The sequence below is a fragment of the Rhodanobacter sp. ANJX3 genome (assembly GCF_014200755.1).
Taxonomy (GTDB): domain Bacteria; phylum Pseudomonadota; class Gammaproteobacteria; order Xanthomonadales; family Rhodanobacteraceae; genus Rhodanobacter.
This window is the reverse complement of the sequence record NZ_JACHCM010000002.1, coordinates 50,375-73,621: the sequence shown is the minus strand read 5'-3', so window position 1 is coordinate 73,621 and position 23,247 is coordinate 50,375. Positions and strand designations below refer to the sequence as shown.

At 62.4% G+C, this 23,247-nt stretch carries 22 protein-coding genes; 6 read left to right on the top strand and 16 right to left on the bottom strand.

Translation table 11 applies throughout. The features are described 5' to 3' along the window. The first annotated feature begins 98 nt into the window (after positions 1-98). Positions 99-995 (top strand): DnaJ C-terminal domain-containing protein, encoded by an 897-nt coding sequence (locus HDE76_RS04935; protein WP_184505810.1) that lies wholly within the window; start codon positions 99-101, stop codon positions 993-995. Positions 996-1,069: 74 nt separating this feature from the next. Here the strand turns inward: HDE76_RS04935 and HDE76_RS04930 are convergent, their stop codons facing one another. The 8 genes from HDE76_RS04930 to HDE76_RS04895 form a co-directional block, all read right to left on the bottom strand. Next, positions 1,070-1,447, bottom strand: coding sequence for a response regulator (locus tag HDE76_RS04930; protein WP_179481576.1), 378 nt, complete (start codon positions 1,445-1,447; stop codon positions 1,070-1,072). A 68-nt stretch (positions 1,448-1,515) separates the two neighbouring features. Continuing rightward, the gene (locus HDE76_RS04925; protein ID WP_184506631.1) at positions 1,516-2,514 is read right to left on the bottom strand and encodes an acryloyl-CoA reductase; all 999 of its coding nucleotides are present in this window, start codon (positions 2,512-2,514) and stop codon (positions 1,516-1,518) included. 5 nt (positions 2,515-2,519) lie between these two features. Next, positions 2,520-3,098 (bottom strand): TIGR00730 family Rossman fold protein, encoded by a 579-nt coding sequence (locus HDE76_RS04920; protein ID WP_184506629.1) that lies wholly within the window; start codon positions 3,096-3,098, stop codon positions 2,520-2,522. A gap of 88 nt (positions 3,099-3,186) precedes the next feature. Continuing rightward, a complete protein-coding gene (lpdA, locus tag HDE76_RS04915; protein ID WP_184505808.1) occupies positions 3,187-4,611 on the bottom strand; it encodes a dihydrolipoyl dehydrogenase in 1,425 nt (474 codons plus the stop codon). Between the two features lie 159 nt (positions 4,612-4,770). Next, a complete protein-coding gene (odhB, locus tag HDE76_RS04910; protein ID WP_184505806.1) occupies positions 4,771-5,991 on the bottom strand; it encodes a 2-oxoglutarate dehydrogenase complex dihydrolipoyllysine-residue succinyltransferase in 1,221 nt (406 codons plus the stop codon). 61 nt (positions 5,992-6,052) lie between these two features. After that, the gene (locus HDE76_RS04905) at positions 6,053-8,896 is read right to left on the bottom strand and encodes a 2-oxoglutarate dehydrogenase E1 component (RefSeq protein WP_184505804.1); all 2,844 of its coding nucleotides are present in this window, start codon (positions 8,894-8,896) and stop codon (positions 6,053-6,055) included. A 334-nt stretch (positions 8,897-9,230) separates the two neighbouring features. Further along, complete coding sequence (locus HDE76_RS04900) at positions 9,231-10,184, bottom strand: GNAT family N-acetyltransferase (protein WP_184505802.1); 954 nt, start codon at positions 10,182-10,184, stop codon at positions 9,231-9,233. Next, positions 10,181-11,374, bottom strand: coding sequence for a cupin domain-containing protein (locus HDE76_RS04895; protein WP_184505800.1), 1,194 nt, complete (start codon positions 11,372-11,374; stop codon positions 10,181-10,183). The genes HDE76_RS04900 and HDE76_RS04895 overlap by 4 nt, the downstream gene beginning before the upstream one ends. A gap of 105 nt (positions 11,375-11,479) precedes the next feature. On the opposite strand from HDE76_RS04895, the gene cysK reads away from it, so the two are divergent. After that, entirely contained in the window at positions 11,480-12,421 is a 942-nt protein-coding gene (cysK, locus tag HDE76_RS04890; protein WP_343205658.1) for a cysteine synthase A, read from the top strand. Positions 12,422-12,469: 48 nt separating this feature from the next. On the opposite strand, the gene purB is transcribed toward cysK, so the two are convergent. Further along, complete coding sequence (gene purB / locus HDE76_RS04885) at positions 12,470-13,837, bottom strand: adenylosuccinate lyase (RefSeq protein WP_184505796.1); 1,368 nt, start codon at positions 13,835-13,837, stop codon at positions 12,470-12,472. A 147-nt stretch (positions 13,838-13,984) separates the two neighbouring features. Here purB and HDE76_RS04880 point away from each other — a divergent pair, with 147 nt between their 5' ends. Next, positions 13,985-15,370, top strand: a complete 1,386-nt coding sequence (locus HDE76_RS04880; RefSeq protein ID WP_179481560.1) for a class II fumarate hydratase — start codon at positions 13,985-13,987, stop codon at positions 15,368-15,370. A gap of 24 nt (positions 15,371-15,394) precedes the next feature. Here the strand turns inward: HDE76_RS04880 and HDE76_RS04875 are convergent, their stop codons facing one another. From HDE76_RS04875 to HDE76_RS04845, 7 genes are all read right to left on the bottom strand, one after another. Continuing rightward, positions 15,395-15,937: a PDZ domain-containing protein gene (locus HDE76_RS04875; RefSeq protein ID WP_179481558.1), complete on the bottom strand. Its 543-nt coding sequence runs from the start codon at positions 15,935-15,937 to the stop codon at positions 15,395-15,397. 41 nt (positions 15,938-15,978) lie between these two features. Beyond that, a complete protein-coding gene (locus tag HDE76_RS04870) occupies positions 15,979-16,671 on the bottom strand; it encodes a hypothetical protein (protein ID WP_184505794.1) in 693 nt (230 codons plus the stop codon). Between the two features lie 48 nt (positions 16,672-16,719). Further along, the gene (locus HDE76_RS04865; RefSeq protein WP_184505791.1) at positions 16,720-17,679 is read right to left on the bottom strand and encodes an ABC-2 transporter permease; all 960 of its coding nucleotides are present in this window, start codon (positions 17,677-17,679) and stop codon (positions 16,720-16,722) included. Continuing rightward, a complete protein-coding gene (locus HDE76_RS04860) occupies positions 17,676-18,533 on the bottom strand; it encodes an ABC transporter ATP-binding protein (RefSeq protein WP_184505789.1) in 858 nt (285 codons plus the stop codon). Before HDE76_RS04860 ends, HDE76_RS04865 begins: the two co-directional genes overlap by 4 nt. Further along, a complete protein-coding gene (locus tag HDE76_RS04855; RefSeq protein ID WP_179481550.1) occupies positions 18,530-18,922 on the bottom strand; it encodes a GntR family transcriptional regulator in 393 nt (130 codons plus the stop codon). Before HDE76_RS04855 ends, HDE76_RS04860 begins: the two co-directional genes overlap by 4 nt. A 4-nt stretch (positions 18,923-18,926) precedes the next feature. Next, positions 18,927-19,292 (bottom strand): hypothetical protein, encoded by a 366-nt coding sequence (locus HDE76_RS04850; RefSeq protein WP_184505788.1) that lies wholly within the window; start codon positions 19,290-19,292, stop codon positions 18,927-18,929. Between the two features lie 200 nt (positions 19,293-19,492). Next, positions 19,493-20,086, bottom strand: a complete 594-nt coding sequence (locus HDE76_RS04845; protein ID WP_184505786.1) for an FMN-dependent NADH-azoreductase — start codon at positions 20,084-20,086, stop codon at positions 19,493-19,495. A gap of 111 nt (positions 20,087-20,197) precedes the next feature. On the opposite strand from HDE76_RS04845, the gene HDE76_RS04840 reads away from it, so the two are divergent. From HDE76_RS04840 to HDE76_RS04830, 3 genes are all read left to right on the top strand, one after another. Then, entirely contained in the window at positions 20,198-21,187 is a 990-nt protein-coding gene (locus HDE76_RS04840; RefSeq protein WP_179481544.1) for a LysR substrate-binding domain-containing protein, read from the top strand. A gap of 70 nt (positions 21,188-21,257) precedes the next feature. Then, positions 21,258-22,403 carry a pyridoxal phosphate-dependent aminotransferase gene (locus HDE76_RS04835; RefSeq protein ID WP_179481542.1) on the top strand — a complete coding sequence of 382 codons (1,146 nt, stop codon included), beginning with the start codon at positions 21,258-21,260 and terminating at the stop codon, positions 22,401-22,403. Positions 22,404-22,420: 17 nt separating this feature from the next. After that, complete coding sequence (locus HDE76_RS04830) at positions 22,421-23,221, top strand: amidohydrolase (protein WP_179481763.1); 801 nt, start codon at positions 22,421-22,423, stop codon at positions 23,219-23,221. The last annotated feature ends 26 nt before the right edge of the window (positions 23,222-23,247 follow it).

Below are 23,247 nucleotides of genomic sequence, written 5' to 3'. Positions count from 1 at the left end.
GCGGCGGTCGATCGGAAAAAGTTGGCCGCAGCACAGTGCGAAACAGGCCGTAACGTTAAGCGAACCGATACGGATTTTGCGTAAGTTGGGGAGTGGCAGTGGAATTCAAAGATTATTACGACATTCTGGGTGTGAAGCCCGACGCCAGCGAGGCCGACATCAAGGCGGCGTATCGCAAGCTGGCGCGCAAGTACCATCCCGACAAAAACAAGGACGCGGGCGCCGAGGAAAAATTCAAGTCGATCAATGAAGCCAACGAGGTGCTCAAGGATGCCGACAAGCGGCGCTCCTATGACGAGCTACGGGCTGGCGGTTATCGACAGGGTGAACAGTTCCGGCCGCCGCCGGGCTGGCAGGGTCAGCCCGGTCACGGCGATATGGGCGATGGCGACTTCAGCGACTTCTTCGAGAGCCTGTTCGGCCGCAATGCCGCGGGAGGACAGCGTGGGCAGGCGCGTCCAAGGCGCGGGCGCGACGTCCAGGCAAGCGTGCAGATCGATCTCCAGACGGCCTTCGACGGCGGTCGCACGCGGCTTTCCATGCAGGATCCCGCTGGCGGTGAACGCGTGCTGGAAGTGAAGATTCCCGCCGGCATCCAGTCCGGCCAGACCATTCGCCTGTCCGGCCAGGGTCAGGCAGGCATGGGCGGGGGTCCCAAGGGCGACCTGTTGCTCGAGGTGACGGTCCGTGACGATCCGCGCTTCCGCCTGGACGGGCGCAATGTGCTGCACGTCCTGCCGATCTCGCCCTGGGAGGCCGCGTTGGGCGCAACCGTTTCCGTGCCGACATTGGCCGGCAAAGTGGATTTGCGCATACCCGCGGGGTCGCAATCGGGCCGCAAACTGCGTCTGAAAGGCCGCGGCATGCCGGGTGCCAATCCGGGCGATCAGCTGGTCGAACTCTCGATCCGCGCGCCGCTGGCCGAAAGCGACAGCCAACGTGCGGCTTATGAGGCATTGCGCGATCAGTTCACGGATTACGATCCACGCAGCTGATAGCGGCGAGCAGCGATGAAAAACGGCGCTCTCGGGCGCCGTTTTTTTGGGCGACTCTTGAGGAAGTCTGACGATTACGGCGCGCGCGCGCCTGGCAGAAACTCGTTCAAGGTCTTGACCAGATCCTCTTCCTTGATCGGCTTGGTGACATAGGCCTTGGCGCCCTGACGCATGCCCCAGACCTTGTCGGTTTCCTGATCCTTGGTGGTCACCAGAATGATCGGGATATGCGCCGTTTCCGGATTCTTGCTGATCGTGCGTGTGGCCTGGAATCCGTTGAGGTTCGGCATCACCACGTCCATCAGGATCAGGTCGGGTAGTTCCTGCTTGGCAACCTCGACGCCGGCGGCGCCATCTTCGGCGGAGAAGGCTTCGTGTCCGAGTTTTTCGACGATTCGCTTGATGCCCAATAGCTGGGACGGAGAATCGTCGACAATCAAGATGCGTGCCATTGGATGTTGGTTCCTTCGGTTTTCGTGAATTCTAAGCGGTGGCTGTGGCAGTTCCAAGCACGCTTTCGTCAAGCGGCGCGATCGATGCGCACCAGCGTACGGCCGAAAGAGTCCCCGGTCAGCATACGCGCAAACGCACCGGACAGCTCTGTGAGGGCGATCTCATTTGTGGCGATACGATCCAGGTGCTGCGGCTTCCAGTCGTTCGCCAGGCGGCGCCAGACCTCGTCGCGAACCGCACGCGGTGTGCCGGCCGAGGCGATGCCGAGCAGCGCCGCGCCGCGAATGATGAAGGGCAGCACGGTGGTATCGAAGGCCACGCCGCCTGCGTTGCCGCAGAGCGCGACGTTGCCAAGAGGGCTGATCAAGGGCAACAGGCCGGCGAGCATGCTGCCGCCCACGTTGTCCAGTACACCGCCGAAACGCACCGAATCCATCGGTTTGCCGCTGAAAGCCAGCTGATGCCGATCGATGCACTCGGCGGCGCCCAGCGCGCGCAGAAAATCGAAATGATCGGTCTTGCCGCTGATCGCGTGCACTTCGTAGCCGGCGCGGCTGAAGATATCGATGGCCAGCATGCCCACGCCGCCGCTGGCACCGGTCACCGCGATAGGGCCGAGCTGCGGCGTCTGATGGTTGTCCAGCATGCGCAGCAAGCCGAGCGCCGCGGTGAAGCCGGCGGTGCCCAGGATCATGCTTTCGCGCAGGCTCAAACCGGCAGGCAGCGGAATCGTCCAGGCAGACGGCAGTCGGATGTACTGGGCGTAGCCGCCGTCGCGCGTTTCGGACAGCCCGCTGCCGGTGCACAGCACCGCGTCGCCTTCCTTGAAGGTGGGGTCGGTCGAGGCGACCACGTGGCCGGCCACGTCGATGCCGCCATTCAAGGGGTACTGACGGAGAATCTTGCCTTTGCCGGTACCGGCGAGCGCATCCTTGTAGTTGACCGAGGAATAGGCGACGGCGACCAGCACTTCGCCGGGCGATAGCGCGTCGGCGCCGATGCTTTCGATACCGGCGCGATAGCCGGCATCGTCGTTGTGGATGCGAAACGCGTGAAAGTCGGACATGTCGGTCACAGCGCTTCCTCTTTCGGCTTGGACGTATGGACGTCCGGAACGCGGTTCATCCAGTCGAACAGCTGGCTCATGCTTTCGCCGAACCACACGTTTTCACGCTGGGTAGAACGGACGAAACCTTCGCCGACCATATGGTCCATCATGCCGCGCAGCGGCGCGTAATAGTCGCGCACGTCGAGAAAGGCGCACGGATAGCTGTGCAGGCCGAGCTGCGACCAGGTCAGCATCTCGAACATTTCGTCCAGCGTGCCGAAGCCACCGGGCAGGGCGACGAAGGCATCGGACAGTTCGAACATGCGCGTCTTGCGCTGGTGCATGGTGTCGACCACCTGCAGCTCGGTCAGGCCGGCGTGTGCGACCTCGCGATCGACCAGCTGGCGTGGGATCACGCCAATGACCTTGCCGCCACCGGCGAGCACCGCATCGGCCACGATGCCCATCAGGCCGACGTTGCCGCCGCCGTAGACCAGGGTGATTCCTCGGCGCGCCATTTCGGTACCGAAGGCGCGTGCCTGCTCGGCGTATTCGGGATGCTTGCCGCTGCTGGAACCGCAGTAGACGCAGAGCGAAGTCACTTCAGCCATGAGGCCTCCATAAGCGCGAAACCCGTCCTTGGGGGACGGGTCGCGATTCGTGCAAAAAAACCAGGCATGGCGAGCGCGATCAGTTGCCTTTGTGGATCGCGCGTTTGTCGACCGACAGCGCCGCCTCGTGCACGGCTTCGGACAGAGTCGGATGCGCGTGGACAATGCGCGCCATGTCTTCTGCCGAACCCTTGAACTCCATCGCCACGACGCACTCGGCGATCAATTCGGAGACGCCGGGTCCGACCATGTGCACACCGAGAATGCGATCGGTTTCGGCGTGAGCGATCATCTTCACCTGACCGATGGCCTCATTCATCGCCACGGCACGGCCGACGGCGGCAAACGGAAAGCTGCCGACCTTGTAAGGCACGCCTTCTTCCTTGAGCTGCTTTTCGGTCTTGCCGGCCCAGGCGATTTCCGGTTCGGTGTAGATGACCCAGGGAATGGTGTCGTAATTGACGTGGCCGGCCTTGCCGCCGATCCACTCGGCCACCGCCATGCCTTCCTCGAAGCCCTTGTGCGCGAGCATCGGGCCGCGCACGGCATCGCCGACCGCCCAGACGCCATCGACGCCGGTGTGGCAATGCTCATCGACCACGATGCGGCCGCGCTCGTCGAGCTTGACGCCGCAGTCCTCCGACAGCAGACCATCGGTATACGCACGACGACCCACGGCGACCAGCAGCTTGTCGACGACCAGGTCATGATCGCCGTCTTTGTCGTTATAGGTGATGTGCACTTCGTTCTTGCTGACCTCGGCCTTGGTCAGCTTGGCACCGAGCTTGATGTCGAGGCCGAGCTTGCCGAATTCCTTGAACGCCACCTTGGCGATATCGGGATCGGCGGCGCCGAGGAATTCCGGCAACGCCTCCAGCACGGTTACTTCCGCACCGAGACGGCGCCACACGCTGCCCAGCTCCAGGCCGATCACACCGGCGCCGATCACGCCCAGGCGCTTCGGCACGGCGTCGAGTTCCAGCGCGCCGGCGTTGTCGATGATGTGCTTGCCGTCGAACTTGGCAAACGGCAGTTCGATCGGCACAGAGCCCGAGGCCAGGATCACGTTGGTAGCGCTGATGGTCTGCTTCTGCCCATCGTTGCCGCTGATCTCGACCTCATTTCCTTTCAGCAGCTTGCCGGTACCGAAATAGCTGGTGATCTTGTTGGCCTTGAACAGCTGGGCAACGCCGCCGGTGAACTGCTTGACGATTTTTTCCTTGCGGCCGATGAAGGTTTTCAGATCGACCTTGGCGTTTTCCACGCTGATGCCGTGCGCGGGCAGGTTGTGCGCCAGGTTGTAGAACTGCTTGGACGAATCCAGCAACGCCTTCGAAGGAATGCAGCCGACGTTGAGGCAGGTACCGCCCAGGGCGGCCTTGCCGTCCTTGCCGGCCCAGGCGTCGACCACCGCGGTCTTCAGACCCAGCTGCGCGGCGCGGATGGCGGCGTGATAACCGGCCGGGCCGCCGCCGATGACGATGACGTCGAATTTGTCGCTCATGGTTCGAGTTCCTTGCTGGCGAGTCACTGCTCGCTGACGGTGCGGGTTCGGCTTTGATGACTGGTAAAACAAGTCGCAAGCATTTGCTGTTTGCGAGTTCTCAATCTCCAGAGCCTCGTTGTCTATTTTCTGATGGCGGAGGCCGCCATCAGAGAGCGATTAGAGACCGAGCAACATACGCTGCGGATTCTCGAGCTGATCCTTGATGTCGACCAGGAACAGCACCGCATCCTTGCCATCGATGATGCGATGGTCGTAGGAGATGGCGATGTACATCATCGGCGCCACGATGACCTGGCCGTTCTCGACGATCGCGCGGTCCTTGATCGTGTGCATGCCCAGAATCGCGCTCTGCGGCGGGTTGACGATCGGCGTGGAAAGCAGCGAACCGAAGGTTCCACCATTGGTGATGGTGAACGTGCCGCCCTGCAGATCGTCCAGGCCCAGCTTGCCGTCGCGCGCCTTCTTGGCGTAGTCGGCGATGCCCTGTTCGATATCGGCAAAGCCCATGTTCTGCACGTCGCGCAGCACTGGCGTGACCAGGCCCTTCTCGGTCGACACGGCGATCGAGATGTCCTGGTAACCGTGATAGATGATGTCGTTGCCGTCGACCGACGCGTTGACGATCGGGCGACGCTTCAACGCCTCGGCCGCGGCCTTGACGAAGAAGCTCATGAAACCGAGCTTGATGCCGTGGGTCTTCTGGAACTGCTCGCCCAGCGACTTGCGCATCTTGGTGACTTCGGCCAGGTTCACCTCGTTGAACGAGGTCAGCATGGCAATCGAGTTCTTCGACTGCATCAGGCGCTCGGCGATCTTGGCGCGCATGCGGGTCATCGGCACGCGCTCTTCCGGACGCGAACCCGGAGTCGGCTTGACGGCAGCCGGCGCGGCCTTCGCGCCACCATCCTTTCCATAGTTGACCAGGTCTTCCTTGGTCACGCGGCCGTCGCGGCCGGTGCCTTCGACCTTGGAGGCGTCGATCTTCTGTTCGGTGGCCACGCGTAGGCCAGCTGGCGACAGATCCTCGTTGCCCTTGCCGGAGGCCTTTTCGGCGCTGGGCGCTTCGGACTTGGCTGCGGCGACGGGCGCCGGCTTCTCGTCCTTGGCTTCTGTCTTGGGCTCTTCTTTGGCAGCTGCGGCGCCTTCCTCGATGATCGCGATGATCTGTTCGCTGTTCACCGTGTCGCCCACTTCGTGCTTGATTTCCTTCAGCACGCCGTCGACCGGCGAGGGAACTTCCAGCACCACCTTGTCGGTTTCGAGATCGACCAGGTTCTCGTCGCGCTTCACTGCGTCGCCGGCTTTCTTGTGCCAGGTGGCGATGGTGGCGTCGGAGACCGACTCGGGCAGAACGGGGACTTTGACTTCGATCGACATGGGGAATCCTAGGTTTTAGCGCTCGTGGGCGAGCGCGAAGGTCATAAAGCGGCCAAACATCTTATTCTGCCGAGTGATCCGTGCCGACCGGCGCGACGAGCGCCTGTTCGACCAGTGCAGCCTGTTCGGCAACGTGCGTGTTGAGATGGCCGGCGGCGGGGGCCGCAGAGCGCGCGCGACCGGCATACGACAAGCTGTGCTTGCTGCTGACGCAGGCCTGCAGGTGATGACGGATCTGGAACCAGGCACCCTGGTTCATCGGCTCTTCCTGGCACCAGAACACTTCCTTGGCCGCCGGGTACTTCTCCAGTTCCGCGGTGACTTCGGCCCGCGGGAAGGGATACAGCTGCTCCACGCGGACGATGGCGACGTCCTTCAATTCGCGTTTTTCGGACTCTTCCAGAAGGTCGTAGTAGACCTTGCCCGAGCACAGCACCACGCGCTTCACCTTCTTCGGCGCCAGCTCGCGGTGTTCGCCGATCACCAGCTGGAAGCTGCCACTGGCCAGTTCGTCCAGGCTGGACACGGCCAGCTTGTGGCGCAGCAGCGATTTGGGCGTCATCACGATCAGCGGCTTGCGCACCGGGCGCAGCATCTGCCGGCGGATCATGTGGAAATCCTGCGCCGGCGTGGTCGGCACGCAGACCTGCATGTTTTCCATCGCGCATAGCTGCAGGAAACGCTCCAGACGCGCGGAGGAGTGCTCCGGGCCCTGGCCCTCGTAACCGTGCGGCAGCAGCAGCACCAGGCCGCTGAGACGATTCCACTTCGCTTCGCCGGAGCTGATGAACTGGTCGATGACGACCTGCGCGCCGTTGGCGAAATCGCCGAACTGGGCTTCCCAGATATTCAGCGTATCCGGATCGGTGGTGGAGTGGCCGTATTCGAAGGCCATGACTGCTTCTTCGCTGAGCAGCGAGTCGATCACTTCGACGTCGGCGTCCTCGCGCACGGTAGCCAGCGGCAGATAGGTGTGGCCGTCTTTCTGGTCATGCAGCACGGCATGACGGTGGAAGAACGTGCCGCGGCCGGAATCCTGGCCGACCATGCGCAGGTCGTGGCCGCCGTCGATTAGGGTCGCGTAAGCCAGGTTCTCGGCAAAGCCCCAGTCGGCCGCCTGCTCGCCGGCAGCCATCTTGCGGCGGTCGTCGTAGATCTTGGCGACGCGTGCCTGCAGCGTGAGATCGGCAGGCAGGGTGAGGATCTGGTTGGCCAGCTCCTGCAGCTTTTTCTTCGGCACCGTGGTGTCGACCGGCGTCGACAGCTTGCCACCGACGAAGCGCGCCCAGTCGACCGGGCGATCGCGGTTGGGCGACGGATCGAGGTCGGCCATCGGTGCACCGGCTTCGAGGCGATCGCGGTAAGCCTCGAACTGCTTCTGCGGCTCGCCGTCGGCCAGTACGCCTTCCTTGACCAGCTTTTGCGCATACAGATCGCGGGTGGTCGGGCGCTTGCGGATGATTTGATACATCACCGGCTGCGTCGCCGACGGCTCATCCGCCTCGTTGTGACCGTGGCGGCGGTAGCAGACCAGGTCGATGACGACGTCCTTGCGGAACGTCTTGCGGAATTCGTAGGCGAGGCGGGTGACTTCGATCACCGCTTCCGGGTCGTCGCCGTTCACGTGAAACACCGGTGCGTTGACCATTTTGGCCAGGTCGGTGCAGTACAGCGTCGAGCGGGCGTCCTGCGGGTTCGAGGTGGTGAAACCAACCTGATTGTTGATCACGATGTGCAGGCTGCCGCCGATCTTGAAGCCGCGGGCCTGCGACATGTTGAACAGCTCCATGTTCACGCCCTGGCCGGCCATGGCCGCGTCGCCGTGGATGATCACGGCCATCGACTTTTCGTGCATCGTGTCGCGGCGGCGGGTCTGGCGCGAATGCACCGAGCCGGAAACCACTGGATTGACGATTTCCAGATGCGACGGGTTGAACGCCAGCGCCACGTGCACGCCGCCCTTGGGCGTCTTGATGTCGGCCGAAAAGCCCATGTGGTACTTCACGTCGCCCGAGTGTGCCGGGTCGTCCGGATGCTCGAAGCGGCCTTCGAATTCGTCGAACAGCGTCTTCGGCGCCTTGCCCAGAATGTTGACCAGCACGTTGAGGCGGCCGCGATGGGCCATACCGATCACGAGTTCCCTGATACCGTTGTCGCCGGCGGCGCGCACCACGTCGTCGAGCATCGGAATCAGGCTGTCGCCGCCTTCCAGTGAAAAGCGCTTCTGGCCGACGTACTTGGTGTGCAGATAGCGTTCCAGACCTTCGGCGCCGTTGAGGCAATCGAGTACGCGCTGCTTGCCGGCCTTGTCCAGGCCGCTCTTGCCCGCGCGCTGCTCGAGCCGCGTATAGATCCAGTTGCGCTGCTCGTGATTGCTGATGTACATGAACTCGGCGCCGATCGTGCTGGCGTAGGTTTTTTGCAGTCGTGTCAGCAACTCGCCCAGCTTCAGGCGCTTGCCGTCGCCGGCATAATTGCCGGTATCGAATTCGGTATTGAGGTCGGCATCGGACAGGCCGTGAAACGCCAGGCCGAGATCGGGCGCCGGCATTTTCTCGGTCAAGCCCAGCGGATCCAGTTCGGCAGCGAGGTGGCCGCGCGAGCGGTAAGCGGTCAACAGGCGCAGTACACCGGCCTGCTTGCGCGCATGCTCGTCGTCAGCCGCCGACACTACGGTGCCGCCGTTGTGGCGCAGCTTCTGGGCGGCCTCGATGCGCGCGATGGCCGGCACGTGCGAGACGTCGCCCGATTCGCGGCCTTTGAACGTTTCGAAGTAGCGACCCCAATCGGAGGATACCGACGCGGCGTCGGCGAGCCAGGAGTCGTATAGGGATTCGACGTAATCGGCGTTGCCGCCAGCGAGTTGCGAAGAGTCGAAAAACTCGCGGATCAGATTAGTACTCACGTCACCACCGGCAGGGAAGGGATGCTTGCAACCATCCGTGTGACTGTGAAGTCGCGGTTGTTCGCCGCTAATGCAAGCCTGGCGAAGCGCCCCCACGGATGGCTGGGGATAAAGCCGGGGAATTATACCCTTTGCCTGCTGCGACGCGGCAACCCAAAACGCCAGAAAGTGTCAAGTTCGTGCGCGCTGATGCGCGCCAGCCGCGGACGTTCTTCGGGAAGCCGGCATTTTCAGCGGTTTATCCCGGCTTGAACGACACGCATGTGAAAACTGCGGGCCAGCTTGTATTCAGCGGAACATCGCCACGTGGCCCCATACGGGCCGGATAGGCGAGCTAGATATTCAGCGTCTGCAGCACGCTGGCGCGTTCCGAGCGTTCCCACAGTTCGTCGAAGTGCTTCTGTAGCGGTGCGTTGGACGCGCGGTCGTGCCGTGCGGCGCGGCCGCGAGGACGATCCGCCTCGGGCAGGAAGAGATAGCCGCCGACGTCGTTGAGCAGGTAAGCCGAGATGTCGCCCAAGTCGGCTTCCTCGATCGGCACGCGAACCTGCACGGCACTGGGCAGGCGCTGCACCAGCGGGATCAAACGATGGCTGTTGCGCAGGGCTGCGGCCGGATCGTGCAGCAGCACGCGGACTTGCGCGCCCCGACCGGAAATGGCCACGCGCCGGAATTCGGCCAGCTCGTCGGGGCTGGCGAACGTATCGTTATCCAGCGCGGGCCAGTGAATGCAAAGACGGTGACGCGCGTCGCCTAGCACCTGCAGGCGCGCTATCGCGGCGTCGGCCCGGCTGGCGACGGGCAGCTCGCCGATATCGCGCGGCGGTGCGATATCGCCATCGGCTTCATCCGAAAACGTCAGCGACATCGCGCGGTGTGGCAGGCCGGCGTCGTCGAATACATTGCCGTGCGCGATGAAACCTTCGCGCTCATAGAAGCCGATCGCACTGACCTGGGCGGCAAGCGCGACCTCGCTCCAGCCCAGCGTGCGGGCACGCTGAATCAGTGTGCGCAGCAGCGCCACGCCGACGCCCTGACCGCGCCATTCGCGCAGCACCGCCATGCGACCGATCTTGTGGTCCGGCGACAGGCGCGCGCAGCCGATCGGCTGGCCGGCCTCGTCGCGCGCCAGCACGTGCCAGCATTCGGGGTCGATGCCATCGCGTTCGCGCGCTTCCGGCACGCCTTGTTCCATCACGAAAACCTGCTGGCGAATGCCGATCAGCGCCGCGCGGTCGCGTTCCTTCGACCAATCGGTGATGCCGACATGGAAGCTCTGCAGTTTCACCGGCGGCGCGACTTTTGTATCAGTAGGTGACCATCGTTGACGAGCGCGAGCAGCAGGGCCTTTTCGGCGGCGCCCAGTTTGCCGGCAAGTGCGATCTCACGCTGTTCGCACAGCTGCTGCGCGAGCGCCGGCGTGGCCGGATACGCGTGACCGCTGACGAACAGCGTGCAGCCGGATTTTGCGCGTGTCCACGCCATGCGCGACCACGGATGACGAAGCAGGGTGGGTTGAGCATCGAGTTGCTTGTCGAAGGCCGCCTCGCTCACCGGCTTGTCCAGCGCGGCGGGCACCTGTGCGTTGCGATAGCGGGTGATAAAGCGGCCGAACCAGTCGCGCAGCATGGCGTCGTCCAGCGCAGCGGCAAATGGCAGCGCGACTTTCAGGCGTTCGATCGCGGCGCGATCGATCTCGCCGGTAGCCTTGGCGGGCGTCAGGTCGGGATCGGCGTAGCGCAGCTCCTCGGGCAGTCGCTCGGCGATATGGTCGGCCAGATCGCCGGTCAGTTCGGCCTGCGAGGGGGCGCGCATGCCGATCGACAGCGTCATGCAAGGGCCGCCAAACGCGACGCCGTCGTGCGGCACGCCGGGCGGTAGATAAAGCATGTCGCCGGGATCGAGCATCCACTCGTTCGTCGATTCGAAGTGCGCCAGCTGCTTCAGCTCGACGTCGTGGCGAAAGTCCTTCGGCGCAGCCGGGTCGGTGCTGATGGCCCAATGGCGCTGACCGATGCCCTGCAGCAGGAACACGTCGTACTGATCGACATGCGCGCCGACGCCGCCGCCTTCCTGGGCGTACGAAATCATGATGTCGTCGACGCGCCAGCTCGGCAGAAAGCGGAAGTGTTCCAGAAGCGCGGCGACATCGGCGTCCCACTTGTCGACGTCCTGCACCAGCAGGGTCCAGTGATCCTTCGGCGTTTTGGCGAAATCATCTTCGCTCAAAGGGCCGGGATGGACGTGCCAGCGATCGCGCTTTTCATCGTGCACGATAAGCCGCGCCAACACGCCGGTCTCGCAAGCCAGGCCGGCCAGATCGTCCGGCTGCAGCGGCGGCTCGAAATCGGCGAACGCGTTGCGGATCAGCAGGGGGCGCTTTTGCCAGTAATCGCGCAGGAACTGGGCGGGCGTCATGCCCAACGGCTGTCTGGCGCTGCCGCGGACTTCAATCGGAAAGGGGGCTGGCTTGGTCATTGCCGCATTGTAGCGGTGCGCCGGCGGTCGGGCCGATACAAATTTTACCGTGGCCGGCGCATGATCCGGTTGCCCGGATTCCCCCGCCGCTTTTTGGAGACGCCCGTGATTTACGACAGCATTCTGGACACTATCGGCCGTACGCCTATCGTCAAATTGCACCGCCTCGCGCCCAAGCACGTGGAGATGTACGTCAAGGTGGAGGCGTTCAATCCCGGCGGCTCGGTGAAGGATCGCCTGGCCCTGGCGATCATCCTCGACGCCGAGCAGCGCGGCGCGCTCAAGCCGGGGCAGACCGTGATCGAGGCGACCTCCGGCAATACCGGCGTGGCACTGGCGATGGTCTGCGCGGCGCGCGGCTATCCGTTTGTCGCCGTGATGAGCGAGACGTTCTCGGTCGAGCGGCGCAAGCTGATTCGCGCCTATGGCGGCAAGGTCTTGCTGACGCCGGCCGCTGCGCGCGGCAGCGGCATGGTGCAAAAGGCCAACGAGTTGGCGCACAAGCACGGTTGGTTCCTCGCCAGTCAGTTCGAAAACCCGGCCAATCCGGCCTACCACCGGCAGACTACCGGACCGGAAATCCTGCGCGATTTCGCCGGCCGTCGGCTGGACTACTTCGTCAGCGGCTGGGGCACCGGCGGCACACTCACCGGCGTGGGCGAAGTGCTCAAAGTGGCGCGGCCCGAGGTAAAGATCATCGCCACCGAGCCCGCCGGTGCGGCGCTGCTCTCCGGTGGCGAGTGGCAGCCGCACAAGATTCAGGGCTGGACGCCGGACTTTTTACCCAGCGTGCTCAACCGCGAGATTGCCGACGAGATCGTGCTGGTTGACGACGTGCTGGCCCGCGACACCTCACGCGCACTGGCCCAACACGAGGGGCTGTTCGTCGGCCTGTCCTGCGGTGCGACGGTGGCGGCCGCCTTGAAGGTGGCCGCCAAGGCGCCGGAGGGTTCGGTGCTGCTGGCGATGCTGCCGGATACCGGCGAACGCTATTTGTCGACTTTCCTGTTCGAGGGCGTCAACGAAGGTTCCGACGACGTCGAATGAGGTCGCTTATCCAGGCGGCAGGCCGATCGACGAGCCGCCTGGACGACCTCAGATAGTTTTCGCCAGCGTTTCGGCCAGGCCGATGTAGCTGCCGGGCGTCAGCGCCAGCAAACGCTGCTTGGCGTCGGCTGGCAGATCGAGGCCGCCGATGAACGTATGCATCGATTCGCGCGTGATGCCCTGGCCGCGGGTCAGCGCCTTGAGCTGCTCGTACGGCTCGGGCAGGCCGTAGCGGCGCATCACGGTCTGCACGGCCTCAGCCAGCACTTCCCAGCTGGCGTCCAGGTCGGCGGCGAGGCGATCGGCATTGACGGTGAGCTTGCCCAGGCCTTTCTTCAAGGACTCCAGCGCGATCAGCGTATGGCCGAAGGCGGTGCCCAGCGCGCGCAGCACGGTGGAGTCGGTGAGGTCGCGCTGCCAGCGGCTGATCGGCAGCTTTTCGGCAAAGTGGCCGAGCAGGGCGTTGGCCAGACCGAAGTTGCCCTCGGCGTTTTCGAAGTCGATCGGGTTGACCTTGTGCGGCATGGTCGACGAGCCGACTTCGCCGGCCTTCAGCGTCTGCTTGAAATAGCCCAGCGAGATATAGCCCCAGATATCGCGCGCCAGATCGATCAGGATGATGTTGGCGCGGCGCACGGCGTCGCAGTATTCGGCCACGCCGTCGTGCGGCTCGATCTGGGTGGTGTAGGCGTTCACCTCGAGTCCCAGGCTTTCGATAAAGCGGCGCGAGAACGCCTGCCAGTCGATTTCGGGATAGGTGATGGCGTGTGCGTTGTAGTTGCCCACGGCACCGTTGATCTTGCCGGAGATTTCCACCGCCGCGAGCTGCTTGCGCTGACGCTGCAGGCGCGCCACCACGTTGGCGATTTCCTTGCCCAGCGTGCTGGGCGAGGCGGTCTGGCCGTGCGTGCGCGAGAGTATCGGCATAGCGGCATTGGCGTGCGAAAGATCGCGCAGTTGGCCGATCACGCCGTCGAACATCGGCAACAGCACCTGTTCGCGCGCGTCGCGCAGCATCAGCGCATAGGAAAGATTGTTGATGTCTTCGCTGGTGCAGGCGAAGTGCACGAATTCCAGTGCTTGTTTCAAGCTGACATCGGCGCTCAGCTTTTCCTTGATGAAGTATTCCACCGCTTTCACGTCGTGATTGGTGGTCGCTTCAATGGCCTTGATGCGTGCGCCATCGTCTACGCTGAAATCGGCGGCAATCGCCTTCAGCGTCTTGATCTGCTCTGGCGTAAACGCCGGCAATTCGACGATTTGCGCATCGGCCGCCAGCGCCAGCAGCCACTCGATTTCCACATGTACGCGCCGATGCATCAGGCCGAATTCGCTGAAGATCGGACGCAGCGGTTCGACCTTGCTGGCGTAGCGGCCGTCCAGCGGCGAGAGGGCGGTCAGGGCATGGGATGACATCGACGGATCCGTTGAGCGGTAAAACGCGCATTCTACAACGGGCCGCCGCGGCCTCGTTTCTCGTCTGCCAAACGCGCGCCCTTGAATTGTCGTGGATCAGGCCTATCGTGAAAGGCGGCTCCCCTTTCGAGATACAGGACGGCAAGCATGAGCAAGTTCCGGATCGAGCACGACAGCATGGGCGAACTGCAGGTGCCCGCCGAGGCCCTGTACGGCGCGCAGACGCAGCGTGCCATCGACAATTTCCCCATCTCCGGCCTGCACCTGCCGCGCGAGTTCATTCGCGCGCTCGGTCTGATCAAGGCGGCCGCGGCCGACGTCAATCTTTCCATGGGCTATCTGAAGAGGCCTCAGGCCAGCGCGATCAGCAAGGCCGCGCTGGCGGTGGCGAACGGCGAATACGACGCGCAGTTTCCCATCGACATCTTCCAGACTGGTTCCGGCACCAGCACCAATATGAATGCGAACGAGGTGATTGCGCATCTGGCGACAAAGGCCGGCACCGCGGTGCACGCCAACGATCACGTCAACTACGGTCAGAGTTCCAACGACGTCATTCCCACCGCGATCCACGTCAGCGCGACGCTTGCCACCGGCGAAAAGCTGCTGCCGGCGCTGAAACATCTGCAGCGTGTGCTCGATCGGCGCGCGCGCCAGCTCAAGCGGGTCGCCAAGACCGGCCGCACGCATCTGATGGACGCGATGCCGATCACCTTCGGTCAGGAGTTGTCCGGCTGGTCGGCGCAAATCGCCTCGGCGATCGAACGCATCGACGACAGTCTCAAACGCCTGCGCCGCCTGCCGCAGGGCGGTACCGCCGTGGGCACAGGCATCAATGCCGACCCGAAGTTCGGCCCGGCGATGGCAGCGCAGCTGAAAAAGCTCACCGGAGCGAAGTTCGTATCGGCCGACAATTACTTCGAGGGCATGGCATCGCAGGACGCTGCCGTGGAGCTGTCCGGCCAGCTGAAGACGCTGGCCGTAGCCTTGATGAAGATTGCCAACGATCTACGCTGGATGAATTCCGGTCCCTTGGCTGGCTTGGGCGAGATCGAGCTGCCCGCGCTGCAGCCGGGCTCGTCGATCATGCCGGGCAAGGTCAATCCGGTGATTCCCGAAGCCACCGCGATGGTGGCCGCGCAGGTGATCGGTAACGATGCGGCCATCACCATTGCGGGCCAGTCGGGCAATTTCCAGCTCAACGTGATGCTGCCGCTGATCGCGTACAACCTGCTGCAGTCGATCGGCCTGCTGGCCAATGTTTCGCGTCTGCTGGCAGACAAGGCGATTGCCGGTTTCACCGTCAATACCGACCGGGTCGATCAGGCGCTGGCGATGAATCCGATTCTGGTGACCGCGCTCAATCCGGTGATCGGTTACGAGAAGGGCGCTGCCACCGCCAAGCAGGCGTACAAGGAGCATCGTGCGATCATCGACGTTGCGCTGGAAACCACTGGTTTGTCGAAAGACGAGCTAAAGAAGTTGCTCGATCCGCTGACGCTGACTAAGGGCGGTATACACGAAGGCAGTTGATGCCAGCGCAGCTGGTCCGCAGGTTTATGGGTGCGGGTTGGTGATGTTGGTGTAGTCGCTGTCGGGTATCGTCACCATCTGCTTGGAACCGCTGCGGCGCAGTTGGATTTTCACGTCGGCGGGTTTGCTCGCTTGTAGTTGCTTGAACAACTCATCCACGTGCTTGACAGCATGATCATCAACCGATAGGAGAACGTCGCCTTTTTGTAATCCCCACAGATTGGCGGGACTCACTTTAGTGACTTCAACGCCTGCGCCGTTATCAGAATGTAACTCAAGGGTACGGCCATCGGAGTTGTGCCAGACAAGGCTATCGTGAGTGTTGTGAAAGCTGGTGTACCAGCCGGCGTAAACCGGCATTGCGGTGAAGGCGGCTGCTAAAAGGGTACCGCACAAGATAAGGTTCAAACGTCGCATCAGGTTTCTCCTCGTGAAAAGTTTTTTACGCATCCGACGTGATTGTTCGTAACGGCAAGTTGCTTTGATTGTCGGCAGACGAAGCTGGTTGAGGTTTCTTCCCTTCAGGAGAAAGGCAATTATTCCGCAGTGGGCGTCTGCCGTTGGCATGCGTATCAGCCTCGTTATCGGTGCAGCTGACGGTCGCCCGATCAATCGGAAAGAACCGCGAAACCTTTCTTGCCGTCCTTGTCCTTTTTATCCTTACCGCAGTCGTCGACGTCCTTCTGCTGCATGGTCGCGTAGGGGCGGAACTCGGGCATTGCGGCGGCCAGTTTCTGCTGCGTGGACAAAAGGTCGGGCATGCGCAGGCAGAGCTTGGCGGCAGAGGCTTCGATCTTGTCGGTTTGCGGCTTGATCGATGCTTCGATGTCCTTGTCGCTTTTACCGGATAGCGCGCCCCACATGGCTTGCTTGGCCGCGTTGATACCCAGATCGGCGCCCTGCGTGCCGATGTCCATGCCGGTTTCGGCGATGCCGACGATCTGCTGGCGATACTCCAGCAGCAAGGTGTGCTGCGCCGGTGTGGCAGCCACCTTGTTGCCGGCGATCAGCAGGTCGCCCTGCGGGGTGATCTCGGCTTTGGGACGCGTATCGTCGTTGCCGCGTCGTTCTCCATTGACGTGTACGCTATTGATGTCGATGTTCTTGGTGGCCAGCTCCTGCTTGGCTTCCTGCATGCCTTTCTTTACCTCCGCACCGATGAACGACGAGGTGGGCTCGCCGGCATCGCTTGTTGCGGATGCCGTGTGGTCGGTATTGCCCGACGGCGAGTCTGCTTGGCCGCAGGCGGCCAGTGGCAGCAGCAGAACAAGGGCCAGCGAGCTGAAATTGACCGGTTCCACAAGTGTTCTCCTTGAATAGTCTCGAATGCGATCGAAAGTCGGCAGAGGTCAGCTATCGTCGCGCCAGCGGCGGAGCCAGATCGCGGCGCTGATCAACACGCTGCCGGCAATCGCACCTATCCACAGGTCGGGTGAGGCGAGGGTGGCGTAGTTGTGGGCCAGGCCGATGTGATCGAGGATGACGGACGGATCGGTGGGCTCGTTGTCGATCTGGGCCGCGTCGCGCAGCCAGCCGCCGGGAACCAGGCTCAACAGCATGCGGCTGACGATGTTTTTCCAGAACCAGCCCGAGCCGAGGTTGAACAGGCCCATCAAGCCGAACCAGCTTACGATCACACCCGCGGCCAGCGGTGCCAGCAAGGCCCACAGGAACGGTTTGCTGCGTGCCCATGCCGAGCAGAACATCAGCCAACCGATGGTAGGCAGCGCCCAGATCGCATACAGCGGAATCAGCGAGATCATGTTGATGGCCACCAGTAGCGGGTGCGAATTCATCAACAGCGCCCACATGTTCAGTCCGTGCAGCGACGCCGTGAACGCGGCGATCAGGAGCAGAAGCAAGCCAGCGGCCGTACCGAACACGCAGGCAATCACTGGCGCAACGATTGATGCGCTGACGACTTTCGACAGCACGGTGTCGCGGTTCGAAATAGGCAACGACTTCCAGAAAAGAATGCTGCGGTCGCGGCGGTCGTCGTATAGCGAGCCGAGACAGTAGAAGAACACGATGATCGCCATGATCATCAGCACGATGCCGGCGACCACGTACATGGCGATATCCAGCCCGGTGCCGATCTTGCCGAGCATGTCGGCATCCATATGGCCGCTGAGGTTGAGTCCTCCGGCAATATTGAAGTGCGTGTTGCTGCGGTTGCCGAGTACCTCACCGGTAATCAGCGCCATGATGTTCAGCACCAGGAACACGCTGCCGCTGATCAACGGCGCCCAGAAAAAGCCGCCGCGATGTTCCCAGAATTCGCGTTTCACAAGCCAGTAGAAGGTTTTCATGCGTAGGTTCCCTTCATGGTGGCAACGAACAGGTCACTGACCGAGGGACGACGGACTTCGCCCATCGCCTCCAGGGTGGACCGTTCGACGCCGTCGAACAGAAAAATGCTTTTGCCGAACACCTGCCGCTCGTCGAGCGGTTTCATGGCGCGGGCTGCTTCGGCGCGATCGCCGTTGACCATCACTTCGATAAAGCGCTCGCCGATCGCGTCCATGTCCGCATCCAGCACGATCTTGCCGTCGCGGATGAACATCAGGTCGGTGAGGATGTGCTCGACTTCTTCCACCTGGTGGGTGGTGACGATGATGGTCTTGTTCTCGTCGAAGTAGTCTTCCAGCAGATTCTGGTAGAACTGCTTGCGATACAGAATGTCCAGGCCCAGCGTGGGTTCGTCGAGAATCAGCAGGCGCGCGTCGATGGCCATCACCAGGGCCAGATGGAGCTGCACGATCATGCCCTTCGACATCTGCCTCACGCGCATGCCTGGGGTGAGCTTGGTGCGGGCGAGAAAGGCCTCGCATTTGGCACGATCGAATCGCGGATGCACGTTGCCGACAAAGTCGACCGCTTCGCTGACCCTTAGCCAGCGCGGCAGTACGGCGACGTCGGCGATAAAGCAGACCTGTTCCATCAGTTTGTCGCGCTGCTTGCGCGGATCCAGGCCGAGCACGTTCAGCTGTCCGGAGAAGTCGGTCAGGCCGAGAATGGCTTTCAGTGCGGTCGTTTTGCCGGCACCGTTGGGGCCGATGAGGCCGACGATGCGCCCGGCAGGAATCCGGAAACTCACGTTGTCCAACGCCAGCGAGTTTTTGTAGTGCTTGCTCAGGCCGGTAGCCGTAATGACCGCGCTCATGATGTTTCCTTATCGTTGGCTGGGGCGTCGCCATGGGTATCGGCTTCGCGCAGCAGGGTCTTCAGATCCAGGCCAAGCCGCTGCAGACGTGCAAACAGCATCGGCCATTCCTCGCGCAAAAAGCGCTCGCGTTCCGATTTCAGCAGCGCGTCGCGTGCGCCTTCTATAACGAACATGCCCAAGCCCCTCCGTTTTTCCACCAGTTGTTCGTCGACCAGCTCCTGGTACGCCTTCGAAACGGTCAACGGATTGATTTGATAATCCGCGGCCACCTGGCGTACCGACGGCAGCGGGTCACCTTCGTTCAAGGCGCCGTCCAGGATCATCGCCACGACACGTTGGTGCAGTTGGCGGTAGATCGGGACGCTGTCGTTCCAGGTAATGGTCATTCACTTATTCCTTGCTGATACGGCCGAACTTGTTGCCAAACGAATAGTAGGGCATGGCCAGCTGCGACCCGAGCAGGGCGAGCTGTGCGGTTTCGTTGCCCGGGCCCAGCCGCCCGAGTGCCGGCAGCGTCACCAGGGCGGCAGTGCCCATATCGGTAAGAAGGCTGGCCGAACGCAGCTCCTTGGCGCTGGGGCGGACGCTGACCGGCGCCAGGTTGGTGATCTTGATGCCGTCGATTTCGGTGGCGTTGGTTTGCTCGGCGCTGGCAGCCTGCGGCGCCATGCTCAGGAGAGCCGTCGTCGCCAGGCTGGCGGAAGTCATCATTACGGCGGCGGCAGCGGCGATCAGTTTCTGATTCAGTGTTTTCATGACGAGGCTCCTTAGTGAGCTTGTTGACCGGTGTTGTAGTTAACTATAACACCAAAACAATAGCCGTCAAGAGTTCAAGCGCGACTTTGCAACATGACTGATGGCCTATATGATCATCTCATTGTTTTGTTTGAATATTTTCAGATTGAAACGAAAAACGGCCCCGCAGGGCCGTTGGTTTTACGGGTGATTCTGCCGACTCAGGCGGCTTTGGCGAGCTTTGCCACTAGCGAAGGAATCGCGTTTTGCGCGGATTTGACCGACTGTTCCTTGTTCTCGGGGCTGATCGAGACGCCTTCAGCGCGTACGAAGGTCAGATCGGTGACGCCGAGGAAACCCAATAGGGCAGTCAAGTAGGTCTCCTGGTGGTCAAACGCTGCGAATGGGCCGTCGACGTACATGCCGCCGCGGCTCGAAGCGATGATGACCTGCTTGCCCTTGGCCAGGCCTTCGACGCCTTGCTCGGTGTAGCGAAACGTCTTGCCGGCCACCGCGATCCGGTCTATCCAGGACTTCAGCTGGCTGGAAATACCGAAGTTGTACATCGGTGCACCGATCACGACCACATCCGAGGCCAGAAACTCCTCGACCAACGTGTTGCCTTCCCGACCTTCGGCGGTGCCGGCATCGGCAACAGCGGGCGTCCAGTGTGGCAGCGGCTGCGCGGCAAGGTCGCGATAGCTGATCTGTATGTCCGAAGCCTGTTGCTTCAGCTCGGCGACGATGTCGGCGCTGAGCTGGCGCGAAACTGAATAGTCACCCAGAGCGCTGGAATCGATATGTAGGAGTTTCATCAGGTTTGCCTCTGTGCGCCGGTACTCCGGCAATGCAATCACCATACGTTGCGGACAATCTGGCGATAAGATGGCAATAATCGGACAACTCGTCCTTTCAAGGAAACGATCATGACAGTATTGGCGGGCGCCCTGCAGGATCTCAATGACCTGTACTTTTTCGCGGCGGTCGTTGATCACGGCGGTTTTTCGGCCGCGGGCAGGGCACTTGGCGTGCCCAAGTCGCGATTGAGCAAACGTGTGGCCCAGCTGGAAGAACGCTTGGGTGTGCGGCTGTTGCAGCGAACCACACGCCGTTTCGTCGTGACGGAAGTGGGCGAGCGCTTTTACGGTCACTGCCGTGCCGTGTTGGAAGAAGCCCAGGCCGCGCAGGATGCCGTCGACGAGCTGCGCGCCGAGCCGCGCGGCGTGGTGCGATTGAGTTGCCCCGTGTCGCTGGTGCAGACGGTGCTGGCGCACTTGCTACCCGACTTTCTGGCGCTGTATCCAAAAATGCAGGTTCGGGTGACCTCGAGCGATCGCCGCGTGGATGTGATCGGCGAAGGCTTCGATCTGGCCATCCGAGTTCGTACGAAGCTCGATACCGACGCCAACCTGGTGGTTCGAAGCTTTGGCCAGGGCCGCACCCTGTTGGTCGCCAGTCCATTGCTTCTTGATCGTGCGGGTCGCCCGACTCAGCCCTCGGAGCTGGCGCAACTGCCGGCGCTGTCCATGCGTGAGCACGAGGGTGCCCAGGTGTGGGAGCTGATCGGCGCCGACGGAAAGCAGGTCAGCGTGGAAATGCAGGGGCGACTGATCACCGGCGATTTCGCGCTGCTGCTGGAGGCCGCAAGACGAGGCATGGGTATCGCGCTGCTGCCGGAATTCGTCTGCGCTCCGGCGATCACTCGCGGTGAACTGGAGGTCGTGCTGCCCGAATGGAGCGTGCCGCAGGGCATCATGCACTTTGTCTACCCGAGCCGCCGCGGCATGCTGCCCGGCGTGCGGGCGCTGGTGGATTTTCTGGCCGAGCGGCTTCCGGAGACCACCTTGCTCAAACATCAGCAATGTAAGGAGCGTCCGCTGGAGGATCTTGCTGCGACATCAGCACCCGCTCCCTGACTTGCACATGGCGATCCATGCGTTAGGCTCAACCACTTACTCCCGCTATAGACATCCAGACGGCTGAATGATGATTATCGAAACCAAGCTCCCCAAGGTTGGCACCACCATTTTTACGGTCATGAGCCAGCTGGCGGTGCAACACAAGGCGGTCAATCTCGGCCAGGGTTTTCCCGACTTCGAACCGCCGCAGCCGCTGCGCGACAGTTTGAACCAGGCCATGAACGAAGGCCGCAACCAGTACGCACCGATGCACGGCATCGCTCCACTGCGCGAGCAGATCGCCTTGAAGACCGAGCAACTGTACGGGCGTAAGGTCAACGTCGATACCGACATCACGGTGACGTCCGGTGCCACTGAGGCTTTATTCTCGGCAATTGCCGCCGTGGTACGGGCCGGCGATGAAGTCATCATGTTCGATCCCGCCTACGACAGTTACGAGCCGGCGATCGAACTGCAGGGCGCGCGCGCCGTGCATATTCCGCTGACCGTGCCGACGTTTGAGATCGACTGGCAGCGCGTGCGCGACGCGATGACGCCAAAAACACGCATGATTCTGATCAATAGCCCGCACAACCCCAGCGGCGCGGTGCTGTCGTCGGCCGATCTGGAAGAGCTGGCCGCGATTGTTCGCGACACCGACATCGTGGTGCTATCGGACGAGGTCTACGAGCACATCGTTTACGACGGCGCCCAGCATGAGAGCGTGCTGCGTCATCCCGAGCTGGCCGAGCGCAGTTTCGTGATCTCCTCCTTCGGCAAAACCTACCACTGCACCGGCTGGAAGCTAGGCTACGCGATCGCGCCTGCCGCGCTCTCGGCAGAGTTTCGTAAGGTGCATCAGTACCTCACGTTCTGCACCTTCCATCCCGCACAGGTGGCGTTTGCCGAGTTCATGGCAAGCCATCCCGAACACTATGTGGAGCTGCCGGCGTTCTATCAGGCCAAGCGCGATCGTTTCCGTGCTCTGCTCAAGCCGTCGCGTTTCAAGCTGCTCGACGTGCCGGGAGGATATTTCCAGCTGGTGGACTATTCCGCGATTCGCGACGAAGACGATCTCGCCTTTAGCAAGTGGTTGCTGCTGGAGGGCGGAGTGGCGGCGATTCCGCTGACGCCGTTCTACGAAAGCGCACCGGGCACACGTTTGCTGCGCCTGTGTTTCGCCAAAAGTGACGCCACGATGGATGCCGCTGCGGAGCGCCTATGTCAGCTGTGAGTTCGCCCATACCCGGGATGCAAAGCCTGAAGGTGTCGCTGGTGCAGGGCGCCACGCGCTGGCACGACGCCCCCGCCAATCGCGACTACTACGGCGCTCTGGTGCGGCAGGCCGCGGGCAGCGATGTGATCGTTCTGCCGGAGACCTTTCTATCGGGCTTCAGCAACGACACGCGTGCGAGCGCCGAAACCATGGACGGCGAAAGCGTGGTTTGGCTGCGCGCGTTGGCGATCGAGGTCGGTGCCGTGATCTGCGGCAGCCTGGCGATTCGGGAAAACGAGACGGTCTATAACCGCCTCTTGTGGGTGACGCCCGACGGCGCCTTCGTTCAATACGATAAACGTCATCTGTTTCGCATGGCCGGCGAACACACGCGCTATGGCGGCGGCAATCAGCGTCTTATCGTCGAGTTGAAAGGGTGGCGAGTTCTGCCGCAAGTTTGTTACGACCTGCGCTTTCCCGTATGGCTGCGCAATCGACGCCTGGCGTCGGCGAACGGCGGCATGGACTACGACTTGTCGATCTTCGTCGCCAACTGGCCCGCGCCACGCCGTCAGCCGTGGCGCACACTTCTGCGCGCGCGCGCCATCGAGAATCTGAGCTACGTGATCGGCCTCAACCGGGTGGGTGTGGACGGCAACGAGCTGCCTTACGCCGGCGACAGTGCGGTGATCGATCCTGTCGGCGAGCCGCTGGTCGAACTCGGTGCCCAGGAGCAGGTTGTCACCGTTACTCTCGATCCGGCGCCTTTGCTCGCGCATCGCGAACGCTTTCCGGCTTGGATGGATGCGGATGCCTTCTCGATCGATCTGTCGTAAGCGCCAACCCGACCGCATGCACTCGA

Bases quoted from the DNA above. Each gene is read 5' to 3' on its own strand.
- HDE76_RS04840 (WP_179481544.1), top strand. From the start codon at position 20,198: ATGACAGTATTGGCGGGCGCCCTGCAGGATCTCAATGACCTGTACTTT.
- HDE76_RS04930 (WP_179481576.1), bottom strand. From the start codon at position 1,447: ATGGCACGCATCTTGATTGTCGACGATTCTCCGTCCCAGCTATTGGGC.
- HDE76_RS04875 (WP_179481558.1), bottom strand. From the start codon at position 15,937: ATGCCAACGGCAGACGCCCACTGCGGAATAATTGCCTTTCTCCTGAAG.
- HDE76_RS04925 (WP_184506631.1), bottom strand. From the start codon at position 2,514: ATGTCCGACTTTCACGCGTTTCGCATCCACAACGACGATGCCGGCTAT.
- odhB (WP_184505806.1), bottom strand. From the start codon at position 5,991: ATGTCGATCGAAGTCAAAGTCCCCGTTCTGCCCGAGTCGGTCTCCGAC.
- HDE76_RS04830 (WP_179481763.1), top strand. From the start codon at position 22,421: ATGCAAAGCCTGAAGGTGTCGCTGGTGCAGGGCGCCACGCGCTGGCAC.
- HDE76_RS04845 (WP_184505786.1), bottom strand. From the start codon at position 20,086: ATGAAACTCCTACATATCGATTCCAGCGCTCTGGGTGACTATTCAGTT.
- HDE76_RS04835 (WP_179481542.1), top strand. From the start codon at position 21,258: ATGATTATCGAAACCAAGCTCCCCAAGGTTGGCACCACCATTTTTACG.
- HDE76_RS04895 (WP_184505800.1), bottom strand. From the start codon at position 11,374: ATGACCAAGCCAGCCCCCTTTCCGATTGAAGTCCGCGGCAGCGCCAGA.
- lpdA (WP_184505808.1), bottom strand. From the start codon at position 4,611: ATGAGCGACAAATTCGACGTCATCGTCATCGGCGGCGGCCCGGCCGGT.
- purB (WP_184505796.1), bottom strand. From the start codon at position 13,837: ATGTCATCCCATGCCCTGACCGCCCTCTCGCCGCTGGACGGCCGCTAC.
- HDE76_RS04865 (WP_184505791.1), bottom strand. From the start codon at position 17,679: ATGAAAACCTTCTACTGGCTTGTGAAACGCGAATTCTGGGAACATCGC.
- HDE76_RS04860 (WP_184505789.1), bottom strand. From the start codon at position 18,533: ATGAGCGCGGTCATTACGGCTACCGGCCTGAGCAAGCACTACAAAAAC.
- HDE76_RS04850 (WP_184505788.1), bottom strand. From the start codon at position 19,292: ATGAAAACACTGAATCAGAAACTGATCGCCGCTGCCGCCGCCGTAATG.
- HDE76_RS04855 (WP_179481550.1), bottom strand. From the start codon at position 18,922: ATGACCATTACCTGGAACGACAGCGTCCCGATCTACCGCCAACTGCAC.
- HDE76_RS04880 (WP_179481560.1), top strand. From the start codon at position 13,985: ATGAGCAAGTTCCGGATCGAGCACGACAGCATGGGCGAACTGCAGGTG.